18 protein-coding genes and 3 tRNA genes are annotated in these 19030 nt (G+C 41.0%); 10 read left to right on the top strand and 11 right to left on the bottom strand.

Annotated features, from left to right (window positions below):
• Positions 1–103: 103 nt before the first annotated feature.
• The 6 genes from DU53_RS03975 (at position 104) to DU53_RS03955 (ending at position 5224) form a co-directional block, all read left to right on the top strand.
• Positions 104–451, top strand: a complete 348-nt coding sequence (locus tag DU53_RS03975; protein WP_235599692.1) for a hypothetical protein — start codon at positions 104–106, stop codon at positions 449–451.
• A gap of 114 nt (positions 452–565) precedes the next feature.
• Positions 566–1120: an ABC transporter ATP-binding protein gene (locus tag DU53_RS12440; RefSeq protein ID WP_201029989.1), complete on the top strand. Its 555-nt coding sequence runs from the start codon at positions 566–568 to the stop codon at positions 1118–1120.
• Positions 1121–1173: 53 nt separating this feature from the next.
• Entirely contained in the window at positions 1174–1482 is a 309-nt protein-coding gene (locus DU53_RS12435) for a DUF4162 domain-containing protein (protein WP_201029988.1), read from the top strand.
• Entirely contained in the window at positions 1479–2123 is a 645-nt protein-coding gene (locus DU53_RS03965; RefSeq protein WP_015868134.1) for a hypothetical protein, read from the top strand. The genes DU53_RS12435 and DU53_RS03965 overlap by 4 nt, the downstream gene beginning before the upstream one ends.
• 208 nt (positions 2124–2331) lie before the next feature.
• Complete coding sequence (locus DU53_RS03960) at positions 2332–3723, top strand: MATE family efflux transporter (RefSeq protein ID WP_041288641.1); 1392 nt, start codon at positions 2332–2334, stop codon at positions 3721–3723.
• 343 nt (positions 3724–4066) lie between these two features.
• Entirely contained in the window at positions 4067–5224 is a 1158-nt protein-coding gene (locus DU53_RS03955; RefSeq protein ID WP_015868132.1) for a glycosyltransferase family 4 protein, read from the top strand.
• Here DU53_RS03955 and DU53_RS03950 read toward each other — a convergent pair.
• Positions 5221–6090, bottom strand: coding sequence for a lysylphosphatidylglycerol synthase transmembrane domain-containing protein (locus DU53_RS03950; protein ID WP_235599693.1), 870 nt, complete (start codon positions 6088–6090; stop codon positions 5221–5223). The two genes, DU53_RS03955 and DU53_RS03950, sit on opposite strands and share 4 nt — an antisense overlap.
• Positions 6091–6219: 129 nt before the next feature.
• Complete coding sequence (locus tag DU53_RS03945) at positions 6220–7227, bottom strand: glycosyltransferase family 4 protein (RefSeq protein ID WP_015868130.1); 1008 nt, start codon at positions 7225–7227, stop codon at positions 6220–6222.
• A gap of 105 nt (positions 7228–7332) precedes the next feature.
• Here DU53_RS03945 and DU53_RS03940 point away from each other — a divergent pair.
• Positions 7333–7406, top strand: a tRNA-Gln gene (locus DU53_RS03940).
• A 100-nt stretch (positions 7407–7506) separates the two neighbouring features.
• On the opposite strand, the gene DU53_RS03935 is transcribed toward DU53_RS03940, so the two are convergent.
• From DU53_RS03935 to surE, 7 genes are all read right to left on the bottom strand, one after another.
• Complete coding sequence (locus tag DU53_RS03935; protein ID WP_082853808.1) at positions 7507–8076, bottom strand: ComF family protein; 570 nt, start codon at positions 8074–8076, stop codon at positions 7507–7509.
• Complete coding sequence (locus DU53_RS03930) at positions 8067–10625, bottom strand: ATP-dependent DNA helicase (RefSeq protein ID WP_041288640.1); 2559 nt, start codon at positions 10623–10625, stop codon at positions 8067–8069. Before DU53_RS03930 ends, DU53_RS03935 begins: the two co-directional genes overlap by 10 nt.
• A 54-nt stretch (positions 10626–10679) precedes the next feature.
• Positions 10680–10767 (bottom strand) — tRNA-Leu (locus DU53_RS03925).
• An 89-nt stretch (positions 10768–10856) separates the two neighbouring features.
• Entirely contained in the window at positions 10857–11072 is a 216-nt protein-coding gene (locus DU53_RS03920) for a hypothetical protein (protein ID WP_015868127.1), read from the bottom strand.
• A gap of 3 nt (positions 11073–11075) precedes the next feature.
• On the bottom strand, positions 11076–12011 hold the full coding sequence (gene fmt / locus DU53_RS03915; RefSeq protein ID WP_015868126.1) for a methionyl-tRNA formyltransferase: 936 nt from the start codon (positions 12009–12011) through the stop codon (positions 11076–11078).
• A complete protein-coding gene (gene def, locus DU53_RS03910) occupies positions 12008–12502 on the bottom strand; it encodes a peptide deformylase (protein WP_015868125.1) in 495 nt (164 codons plus the stop codon). Before def ends, fmt begins: the two co-directional genes overlap by 4 nt.
• Entirely contained in the window at positions 12503–13264 is a 762-nt protein-coding gene (gene surE / locus DU53_RS03905) for a 5'/3'-nucleotidase SurE (RefSeq protein ID WP_015868124.1), read from the bottom strand.
• Between the two features lie 95 nt (positions 13265–13359).
• Between surE and DU53_RS03900 the strand changes: the two genes are divergently transcribed.
• The 3 genes from DU53_RS03900 (at position 13360) to DU53_RS03890 (ending at position 15693) form a co-directional block, all read left to right on the top strand.
• Positions 13360–14028 (top strand): HD domain-containing protein, encoded by a 669-nt coding sequence (locus DU53_RS03900; protein ID WP_015868123.1) that lies wholly within the window; start codon positions 13360–13362, stop codon positions 14026–14028.
• A 54-nt stretch (positions 14029–14082) separates the two neighbouring features.
• A tRNA-Val gene (locus tag DU53_RS03895) sits at positions 14083–14157 on the top strand.
• A 324-nt stretch (positions 14158–14481) separates the two neighbouring features.
• Positions 14482–15693, top strand: a complete 1212-nt coding sequence (locus DU53_RS03890; RefSeq protein ID WP_063727636.1) for an iron-containing alcohol dehydrogenase — start codon at positions 14482–14484, stop codon at positions 15691–15693.
• Positions 15694–15749: 56 nt separating this feature from the next.
• Here DU53_RS03890 and DU53_RS03885 read toward each other — a convergent pair whose 3' ends face one another.
• A complete protein-coding gene (locus DU53_RS03885; RefSeq protein WP_015868121.1) occupies positions 15750–17519 on the bottom strand; it encodes an ATPase in 1770 nt (589 codons plus the stop codon).
• Positions 17520–17953: 434 nt separating this feature from the next.
• Complete coding sequence (locus DU53_RS03880; protein WP_015868120.1) at positions 17954–18643, bottom strand: SagB/ThcOx family dehydrogenase; 690 nt, start codon at positions 18641–18643, stop codon at positions 17954–17956.
• Positions 18644–19030 lie beyond the last annotated feature (387 nt).

The following is a 19030-nucleotide window of genomic DNA, read 5'->3' as shown; positions in this document are numbered from 1 at the left end:
ATAGGAATACGGATCAAAATCCCACACCAGGGAGGGAACCAAATACATTGTTTCAAAGTACAACATATACATCTATCCAGCTGAAAAGCATTTTTCTGGAAGAGTGTGGATTTTGACAGATGAGAATGTTTTCTCTGCAAGTCTCAGATTCCTTAGTTATACATTGAAAGCTGATATCGGAACGATTCTTGGGGAACGGTCCAGTGAAACAGCTAACTTCGGTTCGAATCGAAAAGGATACTTACTACCAAACACAAAATGCATCGCAAATCTGTCAAAAGCGAGGATTTTGCTTCTTGAAGAGGGGAGACATATAGAGCCAGATATTCCCATAAACCTGAGCCTTGAGGAAAAGATTTCATGGATAATTGGTGAAGCTGATCCTATGCTTGATAAAGCCCTTAAGATTGTCAAAGAGGCTCAAAAAGGGGGTTATTCCTCGTCCGAATAATCCGGGATTATCTTCGGGAAAAGTAAATAAGAAAGAAAAATTCACCGTAGCAGTAGTGATAATCGGTGTTCTTAATTTGTTATTTTATGTTGTATATAGGGAGGAAAGTAAGCTATGGAGATGATACAACTAAAAGGCGTGAGTAAGACTTATAAAAACGGTGTAGAAGCTTTGAAGAGGGTAAATCTTTCAATTGAAAGTGGTGAGGTTGTAGGGCTCGTTGGACCAAACGGCGCGGGTAAGACAACACTGGCGAAGACGGTGTTGGGCCTTTTGAAGCCCACAGAAGGAACGGTAAAAATTCTGGGCAAAAATATCGATAAAATGACGAAAGAAGATAGGAAACAAATAGGATTCGTTATGGATGTTCCGGGTTTGTATGATGATTTAACTGTTAAAGAAAACTTGGAATTCTGGGCAGAATTGTATCGAGTTTCTGATGGTCGCTGCAAGGAGTTGCTTCAGCAGTGGGGATTGTGGGAAAAAAGAAATAGCTTAACCAAAGAACTCTCTGCGGGTATGAAACAGAAACTTGCAATATCGTGTGCATTTGTACATGATCCTTCAATTATCGTTATGGACGAGCCGACATCCAATCTCGATCCGGTTGCAAGGAAAAACATGGTGGAGTTTCTGAAAAGCTTTCGCAACAAAACAAAGCGCTTTTGATCACTTCTCACGATTTATTCGATATAGAGAGGATATGTACCAGAATAGTTCTTATGAGGAAAGGGCAGATAGTTGTGGAAGGAAACATGGAAGAGTTGAAAAAAGCACTGGGAGTTGGCACACAGGTGAAAATCAAGGTGAGTGGCAAGGTTCCTCCAGAGATTGTGGACGAGTTTTCAGGTGATTGTGAAGTACGCATAAGTAAAGAAAATGAACTTATGGTTTCTGGAGATGAAACGTACACGAAACTGGTGGTGAGATACCTTGTGAACAAGGGTATCGATGTGGAGAGGGTTGAAGAAGAGAAGGTAACGCTTGAGGATATATACACATCCATCGTTAAGGAGGATGAGGAAATATGATGGCGCTGATTAAGAAAGAAATTCGTATATTCATGCGTAAAAGATATCAGTTTTTCTTGTTATTTGCAGTAGTTACGGTATTTGCGGTGGCGCTCAATTCCAAAAATTTGTATGAATTTGATCCTTATGTCGCCACTTCTTTGATAGGAGCGCTTTTTGTGTCCTATGGATTTGGCTGGATTGCTTTTCTGGAAGAGCAAAAAAACAAGAACATTTCATACCTTTTGGCATCGCCCCTGAGTATGAGAGAAATCTTTTTGGGTAAGATATTAGCCGTGTATTTTATCAGCGTTGCATTGACAATATGGGGTTTACTTGCAGGCTTTATAACAAGTACTTTTTCTGGTGGGGGCTCTGTTCCTACTCTTGAAGCAATTATTATAAGCTTGATAGCTCTTCCGATCTGGTCTGGAGTGCTTAGCGGACTTTTAGGAATAGGACTTCTTGTATTTGGGAATCCGCTTATAATCAGAATGGCTCTATTTTTGCTGATATATTTTGTTGCCCTTAATAAACAGGTGTGGATAAAAGTTTCGCAGATGGGCCTAATAAACTATATAGCGGTTTTTACAGGATTATTTCTTGTGTTTGGAATAGTGTACATAGTGGGGTTCTTCAGCAAAGAGCTGATACAGCAGTGAGGTTGAATGAAAAAGCTGCAAGGAGTTCGCACCCCTGACATTATCGGGCTTTTCCTCCGAAAAACGGGTACGGTCCACTGCGGTACAGTCCCCGTTTTCGGAGCGCACCCGTGCGTAGTGTGCTTACCCTAATTTTCACACTTTCATCATAGAGAATAAATCTTAAAAAACTAAAATAGTTAGGAATCCTAACGATATGGTGATGTCAATGAAGTATAGCCTGCTAAGAAGTTATCTTTCTCACGAAGAAGCTGCTGAAATAAGAAAAAAATTAATTGTTATTGCTCTTCCAGCGATGGGTGAGAACATCCTCCAGATGCTTCTCGGTATTGCGGATACCGCATTTCTTGGGCATTATGATTGGCGGGTTATGAGCGGCGTTGGGGTAGCGAACCAGATGGTTTTTATACTTCAGGTGATTCTTATAGCAGTATCTACCGGGACAATGGTTTATATTTCAAATGGGCTTGGCGCGAAAAATCAAAGGCTTGTAAATAGAGTAAGCTGGCATTCGATTTATCTTGCAGCGGCTGTTGGAATAGCGATGACTCTTTTGGCTTTTTTCTCTGATAGTTTTATAGAGTGGTTTTTCCCGAAGGCTGAACCCATTGTTCAGCAAGCCGCACAGGATTATTTAGCCATTATCCTTCTTGGTGCGACAGGGTTCAGCTTTATGATCGTTCTTGGATCCGTTCTGAGAGGGGCAGGAGATACCAAATCCCCGATGATAACCGTGGCAATATCCAATGCGATAAACATTTTTCTCGATTATGCACTCATTTTTGGAAGGTTCGGATTCCCCGAATTGGGAGCAAGAGGTGCAGCGACAGCTACAATTATTTCAAGGTTTGTTGGTGCAACTATTTTGCTTTATCTTCTTTTCAGGAATAAGAGAATAGCAATGGGACCAAAACCGTGCAGATTTTCTTCGAGAGTAACGAGAAATATATTTTCAGTTGGTCTGCCAACGGCTTTTGATAATCTATCTTTTTCGGTGGGAATTATGGTTTTTGCTAATATACTGCTTTTAGCTGGTGCCAGGGTGTATGCGGCGCATAGAATAGGTATAAACGTTGAGTCGATTTCCTTCATGCCTGCCTGGGGGTTGGGTGTTTCCATTACGGCTCTTGTCGGTATGTATAATGGAGCAGGACAGATAAACAAGGTTATCGGGACCTTGCGACAGGGCTGGATTATCTCAATGTGTTTTTCCTCTATTATCGGCATTTTGATCTTTCTGTTTCCGCGTGCTTTTATAATGATCTTCACAAACGACGCTGAGATAATTCAGATGGCGAGCCTGCCAGTCAGGATAATCGGGTTGTTTCAAATCATCCTCGGGACAGATTTTGCTTTTACCGGTGCGCTGCGCGGGCTGGGAGATACACGGTTTCCTATGATTGCCTCTATGATCGCTATGTGGCTTGTCAGGATACCTGTGGGTTTTGTTCTGGTAAAATATTTCGGTATGGGACTTATGGGGGCATGGATAGGTATGATGATTGATATGATCCTCAGAATGTCCCTTAAAGTATTCAGATTACTTTCAGGTAACTGGGAAAAAACTGCCGATAAGGTTCGTAAAAAAGCCGGTGCATAAAGGCATAACGGTGCGAAAATAGGGAGTCAGCAGCTTTTTCGTGAGTAGGGATCGATACTCATGGTGTTGATGGTGGGCTAAGCAAGGATTTTCTTCCAGGAAAACTCTTTGCATTACATAATGCTTTCCATATGGAAAGCATTACCAATCTCGATGTTCTTCCGGAAAGCTTTCTCCTGATTATTGTTCCATTGCTTTTCAGCGATGGTTCAGGTTTCCTGCATGTATTTTTGCTATTGTGGAGGAATAGTATCAGAGGAGACAACAATAAATATATCAAGTGAAAAAAGCGTTGTATAATGTAAGAGCAGATTGAAACTAATAAATCAGGAGAGGTATTAAAATGAGAATAGCGATGTTTACCGATACGTATGAACCTCAAGTAAATGGCGTTGTCACGATGGTCAAGCAGTTGAAGGAACATCTTGCGCTTCTTGGTCACGAGGTCTTTATCTTTACTGGAGCGCATCCGAAATCCCATTTTGAAGAGAACGTCTTCAGATTTAGGTCCTTTCCATTTCCATGGGAGAGACAGCATAGGGTTGTAATTCCAACTGTATATTTTGATGTTGAAAAAACCTTAGAAAAATTGCAGATTGATTTGATTCATAGCCATACAATGCTCGTTATGGGGTACATCGGGAATATAATAGCTGAGAGGAAATCAATTCCCTCTGTAACGACTTACCACACCATTATGGAGGATTATGTCCATTATATTCCCTTTTTTAACAGCGTTTTGAGAGAATTTGTTATAGATCTTTCAAGGCGTTTTTGCAATAAAAATAAAGCGGTCATTGTACCGTCGCGTAAGGTGGAAAAATTGCTCAGGGATTACGGTGTTTCTACCGATATAGAGGTTATTCCAAATGGAATAGATTTAACTCCTTTTGAAAATAAAATATCTGAAGAAAAAATCCAAGAGTTCAGAGAGCGTTTCAATATTCCTTCAAATGCTAAAGTGCTGATTTTTGTGGGAAGGCTTGGAAAAGAAAAAAGTGTGGATGCCATTGTGGAGAATTTTTCAAGGATTGTGAAGAAATATCCCGATACGTTCCTATTGATCGTTGGTGATGGTCCCGAGAAAAAGAACTTGAAAACGCAGGTAAAGGAACTGGGATTGAAGAACAGGGTTATTTTTACCGGTTATTTGAAATGGCCGGATGAAGTGGTACTGGCTTACAATAGCAGTGATATTTTTGTCATTGCTTCCCATACCGAAACCTTCGGAGTCGTTCTTGTAGAGGCAATGGCATGTGGATTACCGGTTGTGGCTTATGCGGACGACGCTTTTCGTGACATTGTGAAAAACGGAATAAATGGGTTCTTAATTGGATCAAAAGATCGGCTTCACGAAGGAATAGAAAGTCTTTTATCATCAGACGAACTCATGAAAAACATGTCTGTAGCTTCCATCGAAATTGCGGGATCCTTTACCATGGAGAAGCATGTAAAAAAGACAATAGCTCTATATGAAACTGTGTTGAACTCAAGAGATTAGGATTTATGGCTGTGTGTTTCAATGACAGTCAGGAACCCTCCGAACAGTATGTTCATGTAATAGGTAAAGAAACGCCATAAGAGCATAACTGCAGCGGTTTTAGCTCCAAAGAGCGGGGTGAAAAAAAGCATAAAGCCTCCTTCAGAGGCACCACTTGCTCCCGGAGTTGGTACCATTGAAGCTATCAAAAATAGAACCAACTGAACGGAGATCAACTGGAAGTAGTCGACGGTTATACCAAGGGAGCGTGATGCAAAGTATGGAATAGAGATTACCGCCATCATTTGTAAAAAAGACAGAGTTAACGATAGAAGGAAAGTTTTCGGGGTTTCAAAAGACTTTTTCATGCTTTTGTTAAAACGACTTACCTCAAAAAGTATCTTTTCGATTTTTTCTTCAGGATTTTTTATAACCCTGAATCTAGCCAACAGAAAAATAAAGAATCTCACAATTTTCTCAGTAGTACGGGCGCTGATTGAAAACATTATTATGAAGAACAAGACACCTGAGTTCAGGATGAACCCAAATATAGCAAGAAGCGCTAAGTTAGATATTTCCTTAGAGACAAAAGAATAAGCTGAGAAAACCCCAACTACGCCGAAGACCGTAATGACGATCTGATAAGCCACAAAACGCGCCATCAACATAGCGGAAGCTTTGCCGGCGCTTAGCCTTTTTTTTGCCATGAAGGCTATTTGAGCTGGCTGACCACCGGTGTAGAAAGGGGTTATTGCAGAGAAAAAGGCTCCTATTATTGTAAGTTTCAGAAGGTAAATAAATTTTGCATGAAGGCCGGAGAGTTTGGAGAAGATCTTGACCGTCAATGCTTCCAGTACCCAGGCTGTGGCTGCAACGACAAAGGTGATGAATACCCAGAATGGTGAAGCCTGGATAATATAGGCAAAACGCGGTTTTAAAATCTGAAAAATGCGAGATTATAACAAGTGTGATAATAGTTATCAAGACTACGATCAACAAGTTCCGAAGAGTTTTGCTCACAGTCCACCTCCAAGAAGTTCTTCGTATATTTTTTTCAACTTTGCACCAACTTTTTCTAGACTGCGTTCTTCTGCGGTTTTTCTACCATTTTTACCGAGTTTTTTTGCGAAAGAAGGGTTTTCGATGAGTTTTCGTATTGCGTCAACAAATTCAGGGACGCTACGTCCTTTCAGGCAATTTTTGCCGGAGTGCATCCACTCTCTGTATACCGGTATATCCCTGATTAACACCGCGCATTCTGTTGATAGCGCCTCAAGTACGGCAATGCCCTCGTTTTCTTCATAACTCGGGAAAAAGAAAACATCTGCTGCCGAAAGTGCCCCTAACAATATTTCAGAAGGAACATATCCCGGGAAAAGGACGTTTTTTGGGGGGTGTTTTAAGATATTTCGCACTTCACGGGGTTGGAGAGCCGAGAACTTTGCGCCGAACCAGACAAATGTATATTCTGGCAATTGTTTGGCTACGGATATAAATTCGTGAATTCCTTTCCTTTTAAGGGGAAGCCCAACGTTCAATATTACAGGTGGTTTAATAGAAAAAGTCTCGAGAAATTTGTGCGAAAGCTTTTCGTTTTTTCTGAATTTCTCGATATCAACACCGTTTGAAACCACCGAACCAGGGGTTTTAACAGCGTAGTTTCTGACTGTTTCCTGGGTATATTTCGATGGAAAAATCAGATAATCAGCCGCTCCGTATCTTTTTTTTAGGAGTCTTTTGATTGTTGGTGCCGCAAGATTGCTGAATAAGAAGCTGTTTCGGAAGTCTTCATAGGTTGTATGGGTATGGTAAATTACCGGTATCCCTCTTCGTTTTGAAGTCTTTAATAACCTCCAGGCACCCGGTCCAATTGTGTTTATATGAACAATATCAAAGGATTCTTTTGGATTCAAGGTGAAGTTTACTCCAGCACGCTTGAGCGCTTCCATCTGGTGCTTTAAAGCTACTCCGACCCCGGATTTTTGAAAGAGCTTTTGATTCTCTGAGTACAATAGTACTTTCATAAATAAGGAATTTCCTCCTTTTTAGCGACAAATTGAGCTCTCCTGAAAAACTGAATCAAGATTGATTGACACACAAACAACTCTATTATATAATCGATGTGTCTTTGGGAGGTCGTCTAATGGTAGGACAGCGGACTCTGGATCCGCCGGTGGAGGTTCGAGTCCTCCCCTCCCAGCCATTATGAGGGTCTTGATGACCCTCTTTTTTTATTACGGGGTTAATGACTCTTAGCCAGCGAAATTCCTATAATTTCTATGACACCGTTTGACTTGAGAATTTTAGCACATTCTTGAAACGGTTGCTCCAGTAGTGATAACATCGTCAAACAGAATAACTCTTTCTGGAAGCTTCAATGTTGAGTTAACGAGCTGGAATTTCCCTTTCACCGAAATTACCCTATCATTTCCCGACAATCTTGATTGTGGCATTGGGCGCCTTAGTGCCGTTAGGGCATTTAAAACGGTGATGTCGAGCTTTCTGTTTAATTTTTTTAGTATTAGAGCGTTGGTATCAAAACCGCGTTTTCTTAGCGCTGAAAACGTTGTAGGAACGGGGATAATTGTACCATCTATGTTGAATTTGAAAATCATTTTGAAAAGCATCTCAGCGAATTGCTCGGCTAAACGAAACCTTCCCTGAAATTTGTAGGCTTTTATAAGGTCATTCATGGGAGGTTCGTACCACCAAAAAGCATAGGTTTTATTGATGTAAGAAATGGAAAAATTTTCCAGAAGGGGGCCTTTAATCTGGTTTTCACAGTGTTCGCACAAGAAATTCCGAACAGGAATTCTTGCACCACAAGAGGTGCAGCTGTTTGGAAAAAATCTTTCGAGAAAGTTCAGAACCATTTTGTTCTCCTCAATTTCCTTAATTCTGATATGACTCTTGAACCATCAATAACGTTTATTTTTACATCGGGTGATAACGAACGCAAAAGTTTCCTTGAGTAGATTTTGTTTCCATCCACGATTCTGTTGTCAAGAACCACGAGAACACCTCTGTCATTTCGAGTTCTTATCAACCGTCCAATACCCTGACGGAATGCTGTAATCATCTTGGGATAATAGTATTTATTTAATCCTTCAACGTAATTTTTCGTTCCGTAATGCTTTATTCTGGCATTTATCAAAGGATCATCGGGACGTTCAAAAGGAAGTTTGAAGATAATCAACAGTTTTAAGTGTTCACCCGGAAGATCTATCCCTTCCCAGAAACTTCTTACACCGAATATAACGGAATTTTCCGAATTTACATGTTCATTGACAATAGCAGTTGGACTGTTATTGGGCTCCTGAATTTGCAGTCGAATATCAAGGAGTTCCTCTGAAATCTTCGAAATGACATAGTACATGTCTTTGTAAGAAGTAAAAAGAACCATTGCGCTGCCCTTGACTATTTTGAGCATTTCGGATATTAGATTGGCACCCTGGTTTAGATATTCTCTGTTGTTAGGCTGGTACTTCGCCATGTCCTTCACGATATAGAACTTGAGTTGTTCTTGAAAATCGAAAGAACTTCCGAGTTTTATTGCATGAAAAGATTCATTCAATCCCAGTATTCTTCTGGCGTAGTTGAATCCATCGCTTCTTCCACTGTATACCCACAATGTAGCTGATATGAAAACTTTTACAGGTACATCAGGGAAAATGGCTGCCATGAGCTGATCATTTTTAATTGGTGCGGATGTTATGATCAGATGGTTTCCATTGTTGGTTACGGTTCTTCTGACATAAACGACCCTTCCATCCTCTTCCCTCGATAAACCTAAAAGTTGTCTGATTAAACCGTCAAGCTCTGAAGTTACTGATTTCAACTCCATATTCAATTTTTCAAGAACAGGTGTTTCCTCTTCTTCGGCAACCTCTTCCACCATTCTCAATAATTGAATTAACACAGCCCTGAATCTCTGGATAATGGTATAAAGTTCACCAATATCCTTTTTCAACGCTTCCAGTTCCTCGTTATCAATAGAGTGTTTTTCATCAGTGGAACAATTGTTGTAAGAAACCACGATTGTTTTGAGGATCTTTTCTATTTCCGCAGTGAACTTTCTCAGACGTCCCCATAATTCTTCAAGAAAGGAACGTTCAAAATGATTTCTAATGCTTCTTAACGCATCTTTTGAGCAGTTTATAGCCTTTCTAATGGTACTTACTGCTTCGTGGGGGACGAGATTAAAACTCATGGCTTCGGTGAGTGACATTTCCAATTCGTGGGCTTCGTCTACGATCAACACCTTGAATTTTGGAAGAAGCATGCCAATAGGTTCATCTTCGCCTTCGCGGCTATCTTCAAGACGTATATGAGCCTCGCTGAAGAGAAGAGAGTGGTTTGTAATCACTATATCGGCATTTTGAGCGTTGTCTCTGGAATTGTAGTAAGGACATCTATTGAAAAAAGGACAAAGCTTTCTGAGGCATTCAAATCTTGTTGCTGTGAACCTGTTTCTGTTCTCTTCTTTAAGGTGCAGTTCGTCTAAATCGCCGCTTCCGGTTTTTATTGACCACAATAAAACTCCAAAGAGCTCTGTACGGTTTTTTGATTTTCCTGATCCGACGGCGTACTCGAGTTCTTCGAAATATTTTTTGAGACAAAAATAACGTTCTCGTCCCTTCAGAGTCCAGACTCTAAGCTCTTCGAGATTGGGAAGTTTTTTGACTATTGCAACATCCTTTCTGGCAAGTTGATCCTGAAGCATTCTTGTTCTTGTGGATACAACTATTTGTTCGCCTTTGGAAATAGAATAATAAGCAGATGGTATTAGATAAGCGAGGGATTTACCTGTACCTGTTCCAGCTTCTATCATTATTCCCTGTTTTCCTTCTATGGATTCCGCTATTTCCAGCGCTGTCATGAATTGCTCCTGTCTGTATTCATAGCCTTCAAGGATGTCTTCAAGAAGTCCGCCCTCGCTGAAAACCATTCGCACAGTTTTGATGAGGTCTATGTCAGCACCTTTGTGATCGACGGATTTTAATTTCGTGAGGTTAGAACAAACTTCATCCTCCCACCTGGAATCTTTCGTTCCGCTCGAAAGACCCATCTGCAGGAATTTTCCAAGTCCGTCATTTTTTTCAAAAAAATGTGGAAGGATATCGGTAAGTGAGGCAGGAAAACTGCTAAGTAATTGAAGATATTCGTTGATATGTTTATCGGATTCCTTACCTGTAGGATAAACTAAAAACCTCTTCAAAAAGTTTTCGTCGATAACTTCGGGATAATTTGACAACAATTTGTAGGTTTCATCATTCAAAGGAAATAAGCACACAGGGTGCTTCCCCAAAAACTCTTTAAGTTCTTTGAAATTGACAGAAAAGCTTTTTTCGCTCCCGCTAAGAGGAGTCAAAGAGACTCTCTGTTTCCTTCTATAATTGAAAACTCTGCAAAGGTAAATCATAGTTTGCTTCAGAAAATCACCCCAAAAATAAAGACCGGGATTTTACCCGGTCTCTGGTGCCGAGGGCGGGACTTGAACCCGCACGGACTACGTGTCCACATGGCCCTCAACCATGCGTGTCTGCCAATTCCACCACCTCGGCACACGCAAAATCATTATAACGCGACCGGGTCTCTTTGTCAACAGGATTATTCTGCAAAATCATTGCCAAAGAGAAGCCAACAAAGGATCTTAGATGATCATCTGATATCCTTCTTTTGCAAGGAGATCTCTGATCGTAGCGGCATCGATCAAAGCATCTTCAAATTCAATCTCGATGATAGCAAACCTGCTTTCTGGATTCACGCGGATAATTCCGGAAACACCTTTGAGTACCGCTTTGATTTTTTCTTCATCTTCCTGTGTTTCAAGATTTTTTATGTGGTACATTTTCAAAGCCCTTGCCATTTTTCAACCTCCTAGTTTTATTCCTTCTTCTATCAATCTGCCAGATTTCGCTTGCCAGACAGTTATCACTTTTTTCCCGGGAAACTGAATTTTGGAAATTTTAACAGCACCCTTTTTACAGGCAACTACCATAGAATCCTTGCTGATCGAGATTATTTGCCCTGGCTCGGCATCAACGCAGCAATTATCACAAATCCCCGCACCGAAGAGCTTAACTCTGAGCTCTCCGAGTCTGGTGGTAACCCCGGGTTCAGGATCATAGGCGCGTATCTTGTTAAAAACTCGTTCTCCGTTGTCAAATTCTATCAGAATGGTATCCTCTTTAGTTATCTTTGGTGCGTAGGTTGCCTGGGAATGATCCTGGGGAGTAAGTTTAATCTCGCCAGCAGAGATTTTTTTAAGAAATTCTATAAGCAGTTTTTTGCCAAGATTGCATAGCTTTTTCTTCAGCGTTCCGAAGTTATCATCAGAAGAAATCTCAATTCTTTCTTGCAGCGCTATCGGGCCACTATCCATACCCTCATCTATCTTGAATATAGTTATTCCTGTTTCTTTCTCGCCATTCTCTAAAGCACGTTGTATCGGTGCTGCTCCTCTGTACTTAGGCAGCAATGAAGCATGAACGTTGTAACATCCGAGAGGTGGTAGCTCGAAAACTTGTTGTTTGAGTAACTTTCCGTAAGCAACGGTGATGATAATATCCGGCTTGAGCTCTTTTAGGGCTTCGAATCCCTCGCCTTTGTTTACGGATTTTGGCTGGAATACCGGTATCCCATATTCCCTGGCCACCTGTTTAACCGGTGTAGGAATGAGTTTTTTTCCTCTACCTTTCGGTTTATCTGGTTGCGAGAAGACACCAACAACATTGTATTTTTTTTCAACAAGTTTTCTTAGATGTTCCGCTGCAAAATCAGGTGTTCCCATAAAAACTATTTTCATTTTAGAATTTTCCCCTTCATTATCTCCCTCAGTTTTGGCCTTATCATCATTTTCTTTGCGGGAGATAGATAATCTATGAAAAGAATGCCATTCAGGTGATCGTACTCATGCTGAACAATTCTACCAGCGTAACCTTCAAATAGCTCTTCGTGAACGTTACCGTCAACATCCTGGTATCTCATCTTAACCCATTCAGGCCTTTCAACGTCAGCGTAAACCCCCGGGATGCTAAGGCATCCCTCTTCCATTATGACGAGTTCTTTTGATTTTTCGAGTATCTCCGGATTGATTATTACTTTAGGGCCTGAACCGTCGTCGAAAACAAACATGCGCTTTAAAACAGCAACTTGCGGCGCGGCCAAACCAACGCCATCTTCTTTGTACATAATGCTTGTGAGCTCTTTGACGAAAGTTTTTAAATTATCGTCAAACTTTTTTATCGCCTCGGATTTTTCTCTCAATACGGGATTTCCGATATAGACAATATGCATTCAATTGCCTCCTTCCAATTCCTCCTTTAGCTTGGGCATATAGTTTTGATTGGTCATGAAAGCATATATGGGAGTTATTGAAACATAGTTTCTCCGAACAGCGGCGTAATCAGAGTCCTCACCTGGATCATCCTCTATTATTTCTCCGAACATCCAGTAATAATTGTTTCCATAAGGGTCTTTCCTTTTCTCAAAATAGTCACGATAACGCCTTCTGCTCTGACGGGTGACTTTCCAACCCTTCAATTCTGCTCTGTCAACCGAAGGGACGTTGATATTCAGTGCTGTGAATTCCGGCATCTTTGTTACATCGTATGTATCAAGAAACTCCAGAAGAAATTCAGCTGCTGTTTCGTACTTTGGATTGTTCCAATCAGCGGCTGATATAGCGATAGAAGGTTTTTCCATAACAGCACCTTCAAGCGCTCCTGAAACCGTCCCTGAATACAGTATATCTGTTCCCAGGTTCGGTCCCTTGTTTATTCCGCTTACAACCAGCTCTATTTCAAAATCTGCAATAGCCAGGATTCCAAGTTTTACACAGTCGGCAGGTGTTCCGTTTATGGCGTAGCCAACCGTTTTTTCTCCAACCTTGACTTCTTTTGCCCACAAAGGCGTTCTGATGGTAATAGCATGTCCGGTAGCACTTCTTTCAACATCAGGAGCAACAACAAGAACACTATGCTTTTCTGCTAGTTTTTGTGCGAGAATATTTATACCTGGAGCCATTATTCCATCATCATTCGTTACCAGTATATTCATGATCTTCCTCCTTTCCCTTTGTATTAATTTTACATCATGAAGTTTAATTTATCGTTTCCTGTAAAGGGTATTATTACCGATAAGGAGTGATGAAGGTGTTAAGTTACTCGGTATATCTAATAAAAAACTATCCGGAGTTAGAGGGTTTATTGACGGAAGCGAAACGTTTCTTTGAGGGTGTTGATAGTCCTGCACATGATTGGAGTCATATCGAACGTGTAGGGAAACTCACGATACAGATTCTGGAAAACGAAGAAGTGAAGCATCGTCGCGCTCTGCATATCTCTGTCTTGCTTCATGATATAAAAAGGAAAGACGAAGTATTAACGGGGCTTGATCATGCCAAAGAAGGCGCTAAACTTGCAGGAAAGCTGCTGGCAAAACACGGATTCGATGAGAAAACGATAGAAATAGTGGTTGACAGCATACGTTCGCATAGATATTCATTACGAAAAACACCCAAATATCCTGAAGGAAAGATCCTACAGGACGCTGATAGACTCGATGCGATAGGAGCGATAGCTATCGCGCGGGTATTTGCTCACAAAGGTGAAAAAAGGGTTTTCTATGATCCAAAAATAAAACCTTCAAAAAACTATAACGGCAAATCCTCGACATATCTGAACCATTTTTTTGAAAAGATTCTGAAGATAGATCCTGATTCCTTCTGGACTGAAACTGCCAGGAAACTTGCTGAAAGGCGCCATGAATTCACTCTGGAGTATGTAAAGAAATTTCTCCGGGAATGGTACGGACTCGAATAAAAAGGTTCTTCTTGACACCCCTGGTGATGGGTGCTAAAATCGTGATAGTTACCGGGGTGCGTAGCTCAGCGGGAGAGCGCTTCCTTCACACGGAAGAGGTCACAGGTTCGATCCCTGTCGCACCCACCAGAAACCCCTGAAGGGGTTTTTTCTTATCACAATGGCTTTCACAGAAACTTCTCCAAGAAAAGTTACTTGTATTGTTAAACCGCATCTCCTCATTTCCTCTCTTAGGTTAGCTTTGTTTTTATACCCAATGGTGCTAAACTTTTTAATAGCAGTGTATTTGCTATGCTTCCTTTCAAAAAATTTTTTGGTTGATGTTGTACGCCCGCAAGTATCTGTGAAAAAATTCACATAATCGTTCTGATCAAGTTACCTTATCTTCGCAGGAATTACATAATAGTAGTGGTAAAATATAAGTGAAAAAATTCACAAGCAGGAGGTGAAATTATGTGGGAAAGCAAAATGGACATTTACAACGTTTTTGAACTCAGAGGAAGAACATTGTGCTACTTTGGCGTTGGCGCCATAAAAAAGATAAAAGACATTGCTGAAGCCCTCAAAAAGCAAGGAATAAATAAGGTTATTGTGGTTACCGATGAAGTTGCTTACAAAGTTACCGGTGCCTGGGATGTTATAGAACCTGCCCTTAAAGAGGTCGGAATCGATAGTATAATGTACACGGGCGTAACACCCAATCCAACGGTAGAACAGATTGACGAAGCCACAGCAATGGGAAAAGAATTCGGGGCTCAGGCCGTCATCGGAATAGGTGGAGGAAGTCCCATCGATTCAGCAAAGAGCGTAGCAATACTCCTGGAATACACTGACAAAACTGCCAGCGAACTGTACGAACAGAAATTTATTCCGGAAAAAGCCAAACCAATCATCGCTGTAAACACCACTCATGGAACTGGTACCGAAGTTGACAGGTTTGCTGTTGCTTCTATCCTTGACAAAGAATATAAACCCGCTCTTGCATACGATTGTATTTACCCGACCTACGCTATTGATGACCCCGCTCTTATGAAAACGCTACCTCCAAACCAGACAAAATTCACATCGATTGACGCTATTAACCACGTAACAGAAGCTGCAACCACTATCGTTGCCAGCCCGTATTCAATACTTCTCGCCAAGGAAACAATCAGACTCATTACAAGATACCTACCTCAGGCTCTTTCACACCCAGAAGATCTTGTAGCAAGATATTACCTGCTCTACGCTTCAGCCATAGCCGGTATATCCTTCGACAACGGTTTGCTCCATTTCACACATGCACTTGAACACCCACTAAGTGCTATAAAACCTGAACTTCCACACGGTCTTGGTCTCGCGATGCTCCTCCCGGCGGTTGTTAAACACATATATCCGGCTGTTCCTGAAGTGTTGGCTGACATTTATGAACCAATTGTTCCCGGTCTAAAGGGTGTTCCGGGCGAGGCAGAAAAGATCGCTGCTGGTATTGAAAAATGGTTGTTCAGCCTTGGTATCACAGAAAAACTCGAAGATATGGGCTTTACAAAAGACGATATTCCAAAACTCGTTGAACTTGCAACAACAACACCTTCCCTTGATCTCTTACTGAGCCTTGCTCCTATTAAGGCAACAAAAGAGGTTATTGCTAAGATCTACGAAGATTCTCTGAAACCATTGAGCTAAAATAGAAAGTAAAAGAAAAGGCTGGTTTTCACCAGCCTTTTCTTTTTTGTTTGTTATTATTTTTGAGAGTCTATTAATTTCAATAAAGCTTTAGCTGCCTGTAATGGACCTTCTTGCTCAAATCCATTTATCCCAAGCTGTGTTCTCAGTTCTCCAATTTTTACCCCGGCATTTGCCATAGCTTCCATATATCTTTGGGCTATTTTCTGATGCTCATTCTTGCGTTGAACAGCTCCGAACGGATTAGCAAAGTAGCTATAGGTGAGGCCTTTTTCGGCGGTTGTTCCTTTAGCCATCCTTGCACCTTTCGAAAAGACTTCAAGTGCTTCTTCAACATCATCAAAGAACTTTATTTCTTCGCCTTCATCGCACTTTTCATAATTGTTTGCGTAGAAGAAATAATCAATTTTCGTTGGCCTTACAATTTCCGCATAGTTGGAGTACGGAACAATTACTCTGGCATTCGTCTCGTTCGGGTTCATGAAGATACTTCGATCCATCGTGGAGTAAGCATAACCGGGTTGAAGGTCATCGAGTCTGACGAAAGCTCCCGTTTCCGTTCCGTACGCCACAACATCCCCATTGTCCAGTATATCTAAAGAACCCATATCGTCTATCAGAATATTCACTTCAGAAACCTCTTCTTTTAATTGATTTAGCGCATCTAAAGTTTCTGACTTACCGGCCCCACTATCTCCGATGATCATTATATTTGCTTTCTTTCCATTTCTAAGACTTACCTCTGCAAGTGCTCCGTGAATCGGTAACCTTCCTTCATCTATAACCAGTAGATTGTGGATTGTGAGAACCATCTTCTTCATATAACCAAAGTAATCAATTGATGGATGATCGCCTACCATAGCAACGTATGTTCCGTCATTTTCTCTATAAATAATGCCATTGAAATCCTCTTCGTTTTCAAAGAAATCCAGCGGCAAACCGAGAATGTATAGTCCATCAGGTTTCTTACTTTTTATTTTGCCAAAACTGGCAAGCTCAAAGAGATTAACCAGCCCTGAAGCGAGCGCCAGATATTCTTTATTGACGATAACGAATATCAGCTTGGCTCCGGCAAGGATCGGGAAGAGGAACCATTTTTGAGGATCGTTTATTGAGATTTTATCAAGTATCGGGCGATCAACTACCTTAAAGATTCCTCTCCTCTTGTTTGAACGGGTATAGAAAATCACAGGTGGTTCAAAAACGGCGCTCCATACGAATTGTAAATCGTAAAGCCATTTGGCGTTGTTGAGTGTCGCCTCGGGAAGAACTTCCGGGGTATCCACAAGGAAGCCAACCTGCGCACCGCCGGGTTCCTGCCTCAAAATTTTAAGGCTTACATCGGAAATGTTTATCAATATTTGCCTGTAAGTGCTCAGAACAAGACTTCTAAGGTCTGTGTTGTTTTTTACCAGCACCATCTGTTTGAAAATTCTCTTCAATCTTCTTGAGGTGTACGAATCCTGGCGAATCATGAACCTGTGTTTATTTCTCCATAAACTGAAGAGACTTTCAACGAACTTGACGACCAGCTCCCTCTTATCACTAAGATTTGGGAAGGAGTAACAGTCTGAACTGTCTATCTTCTCTATTGGGTTAACCATCAAAGCCAGGAGAAGCTGAATAATAGCATCAATATCGTACCTGTCCTCAAGAGAAACAGCTGTTGGATCCTTGATGAACAAATTGAAAAAGTTAATAAGCGACGTTCTTTTTTTCGCCGAATCTTCTATGAGCTCCGAAAGCAAAATCCGGAAGGTATCAGAATTGAAAAGTTGTGAAACAGCATTATAAGCGATCTGACCATCAATCAATACGCTCCTCATATCATCACTCCTCGAGTTAGCTCTTTGACCGAATATGTAAAAAATAACAATTCAATCATACCCCCTTTTCTTCTGCAATCCCTTATGGCATTTATTCGATTAAATTTCATTACTTTAACGCTTATAATATCTCGATAACGGTAGTTTTCGAATCAGGGCTCGATATTTTGCTGTATTTTCTATTTAAGTAGCGTTCCCGGACAACTGTATAAAAAAAGGCCGATGGTTTTCATCCCATCGGCCGGTCACTTGTACAATGTTTTAAATAAAGCAATAACCGACCGATCCCGGTCTGTTATTGTTGTTATTATCTTTGCTCGTTTCTACCAAAACAAACACTTTACGTACCTTCATTTCTTCTGACATAGAACCTCCGCTAGAAATTTTTGTTATTCTACCATATTTGATGCCTAAATCCAAAAAACACTATCATTTTATTCCAATTTTCCTACTGGAGCCATGTAAATAACGAATTCCTCCTCACCATCCACTCCTATCAGACTATCCATTTTACTCTGATCATACGCTGCAACAGCACAAGTCCCAGCCCCTATGGCTTCAGCTGCAAGATAGAGGTTCTGACACACATGCCCGATATCTATTGCTATTACCTTATGAGAAGCCTGCGCATACCGCCATTCGGTTCTGTAAGGTATGACCGTCCAAATAAAGGTAACCGCACATTCTCCTACAAAACGCTGTCCCAAGGAAGCTTCTATTAATTTTCGAGGAAGTTCATCTACCTCTTTTAAGAATAAAAGCTTGTGTTCGAGTGCCAGATATCTGTAAAGTCCTGGCTTTATACCTTCAACATCATGAATTGCGAGGTATGTTTCAAAGGGGTGTCTGGCGCCAGCTGAAGGCACTGTTCTGAGTGTAACTTTGTTATCGAACACTTCTTTTACTCCCTGGGTACTCCAGAGAAGAAACGAAAGCTCTTCAAGCGTAAGGGGCTTTTTTGCAAACTTCCTTCTGCTCCTTCTTTTCGTAATCACTTCTCTGAGAGGGACATCCCCCACAGTGAATTTGTCCGGTAAAGTGAGATCTACAATATCGGCGTCATTTCTCGTTCTTTCGGTTAGCGACAGCTTTTCATGCACAACCCACAACCTACAACTTACCATGTTTCTTGTTTTCCGGATCTCGATTCTCAAATCTCGGTTCTCTAATCTCATTTTAGAAAGAGTGTACAAATCCTTCGTAATTTATAACGTTTTGTTATATTATCAAAAAAGCAGACAACGTTATGCGGGTCAGGATGTTTTGTTTTCGGCATTCCGCTGCAAAAAGCGATTACAGATGCCGTTATGATATACTAATTTCCCAAACTATGCACTTAGAAGAAAGAGGAAATACAGGTCATTGAAAAAGGCATGGGAACCTAGTAAATTAGTTGTGAAGCCAAACACAACATATGGAGGTTTCCCATGCCCACAACTAATATACCACAACTTCTAAATTCTATGTGTGAATGAGATTTCTTTTCCCAGGCATCTGAGCACAAAACACTG

Origin of the sequence: Kosmotoga sp. DU53 (assembly GCF_001639905.1) — a bacterium.
Lineage (GTDB): Bacteria > Thermotogota > Thermotogae > Petrotogales > Kosmotogaceae > Kosmotoga > Kosmotoga olearia.
This window is presented reverse-complemented; position numbering and strand designations above follow the sequence as displayed.

Bases quoted from the DNA above. Each gene is read 5' to 3' on its own strand.
- DU53_RS12440 (WP_201029989.1), top strand. From the start codon at position 566: ATGGAGATGATACAACTAAAAGGCGTGAGTAAGACTTATAAAAACGGT.
- DU53_RS12435 (WP_201029988.1), top strand. From the start codon at position 1,174: ATGAGGAAAGGGCAGATAGTTGTGGAAGGAAACATGGAAGAGTTGAAA.
- DU53_RS03965 (WP_015868134.1), top strand. From the start codon at position 1,479: ATGATGGCGCTGATTAAGAAAGAAATTCGTATATTCATGCGTAAAAGA.
- DU53_RS03960 (WP_041288641.1), top strand. From the start codon at position 2,332: ATGAAGTATAGCCTGCTAAGAAGTTATCTTTCTCACGAAGAAGCTGCT.
- DU53_RS03955 (WP_015868132.1), top strand. From the start codon at position 4,067: ATGAGAATAGCGATGTTTACCGATACGTATGAACCTCAAGTAAATGGC.
- DU53_RS03945 (WP_015868130.1), bottom strand. From the start codon at position 7,227: ATGAAAGTACTATTGTACTCAGAGAATCAAAAGCTCTTTCAAAAATCC.
- DU53_RS03935 (WP_082853808.1), bottom strand. From the start codon at position 8,076: ATGGTTCTGAACTTTCTCGAAAGATTTTTTCCAAACAGCTGCACCTCT.
- DU53_RS03930 (WP_041288640.1), bottom strand. From the start codon at position 10,625: ATGATTTACCTTTGCAGAGTTTTCAATTATAGAAGGAAACAGAGAGTC.
- DU53_RS03920 (WP_015868127.1), bottom strand. From the start codon at position 11,072: ATGGCAAGGGCTTTGAAAATGTACCACATAAAAAATCTTGAAACACAG.
- fmt (WP_015868126.1), bottom strand. From the start codon at position 12,011: ATGAAAATAGTTTTTATGGGAACACCTGATTTTGCAGCGGAACATCTA.
- def (WP_015868125.1), bottom strand. From the start codon at position 12,502: ATGCATATTGTCTATATCGGAAATCCCGTATTGAGAGAAAAATCCGAG.
- surE (WP_015868124.1), bottom strand. From the start codon at position 13,264: ATGAATATACTGGTAACGAATGATGATGGAATAATGGCTCCAGGTATA.
- DU53_RS03890 (WP_063727636.1), top strand. From the start codon at position 14,482: ATGTGGGAAAGCAAAATGGACATTTACAACGTTTTTGAACTCAGAGGA.
- DU53_RS03885 (WP_015868121.1), bottom strand. From the start codon at position 17,519: ATGAGGAGCGTATTGATTGATGGTCAGATCGCTTATAATGCTGTTTCA.
- DU53_RS03880 (WP_015868120.1), bottom strand. From the start codon at position 18,643: ATGGTAAGTTGTAGGTTGTGGGTTGTGCATGAAAAGCTGTCGCTAACC.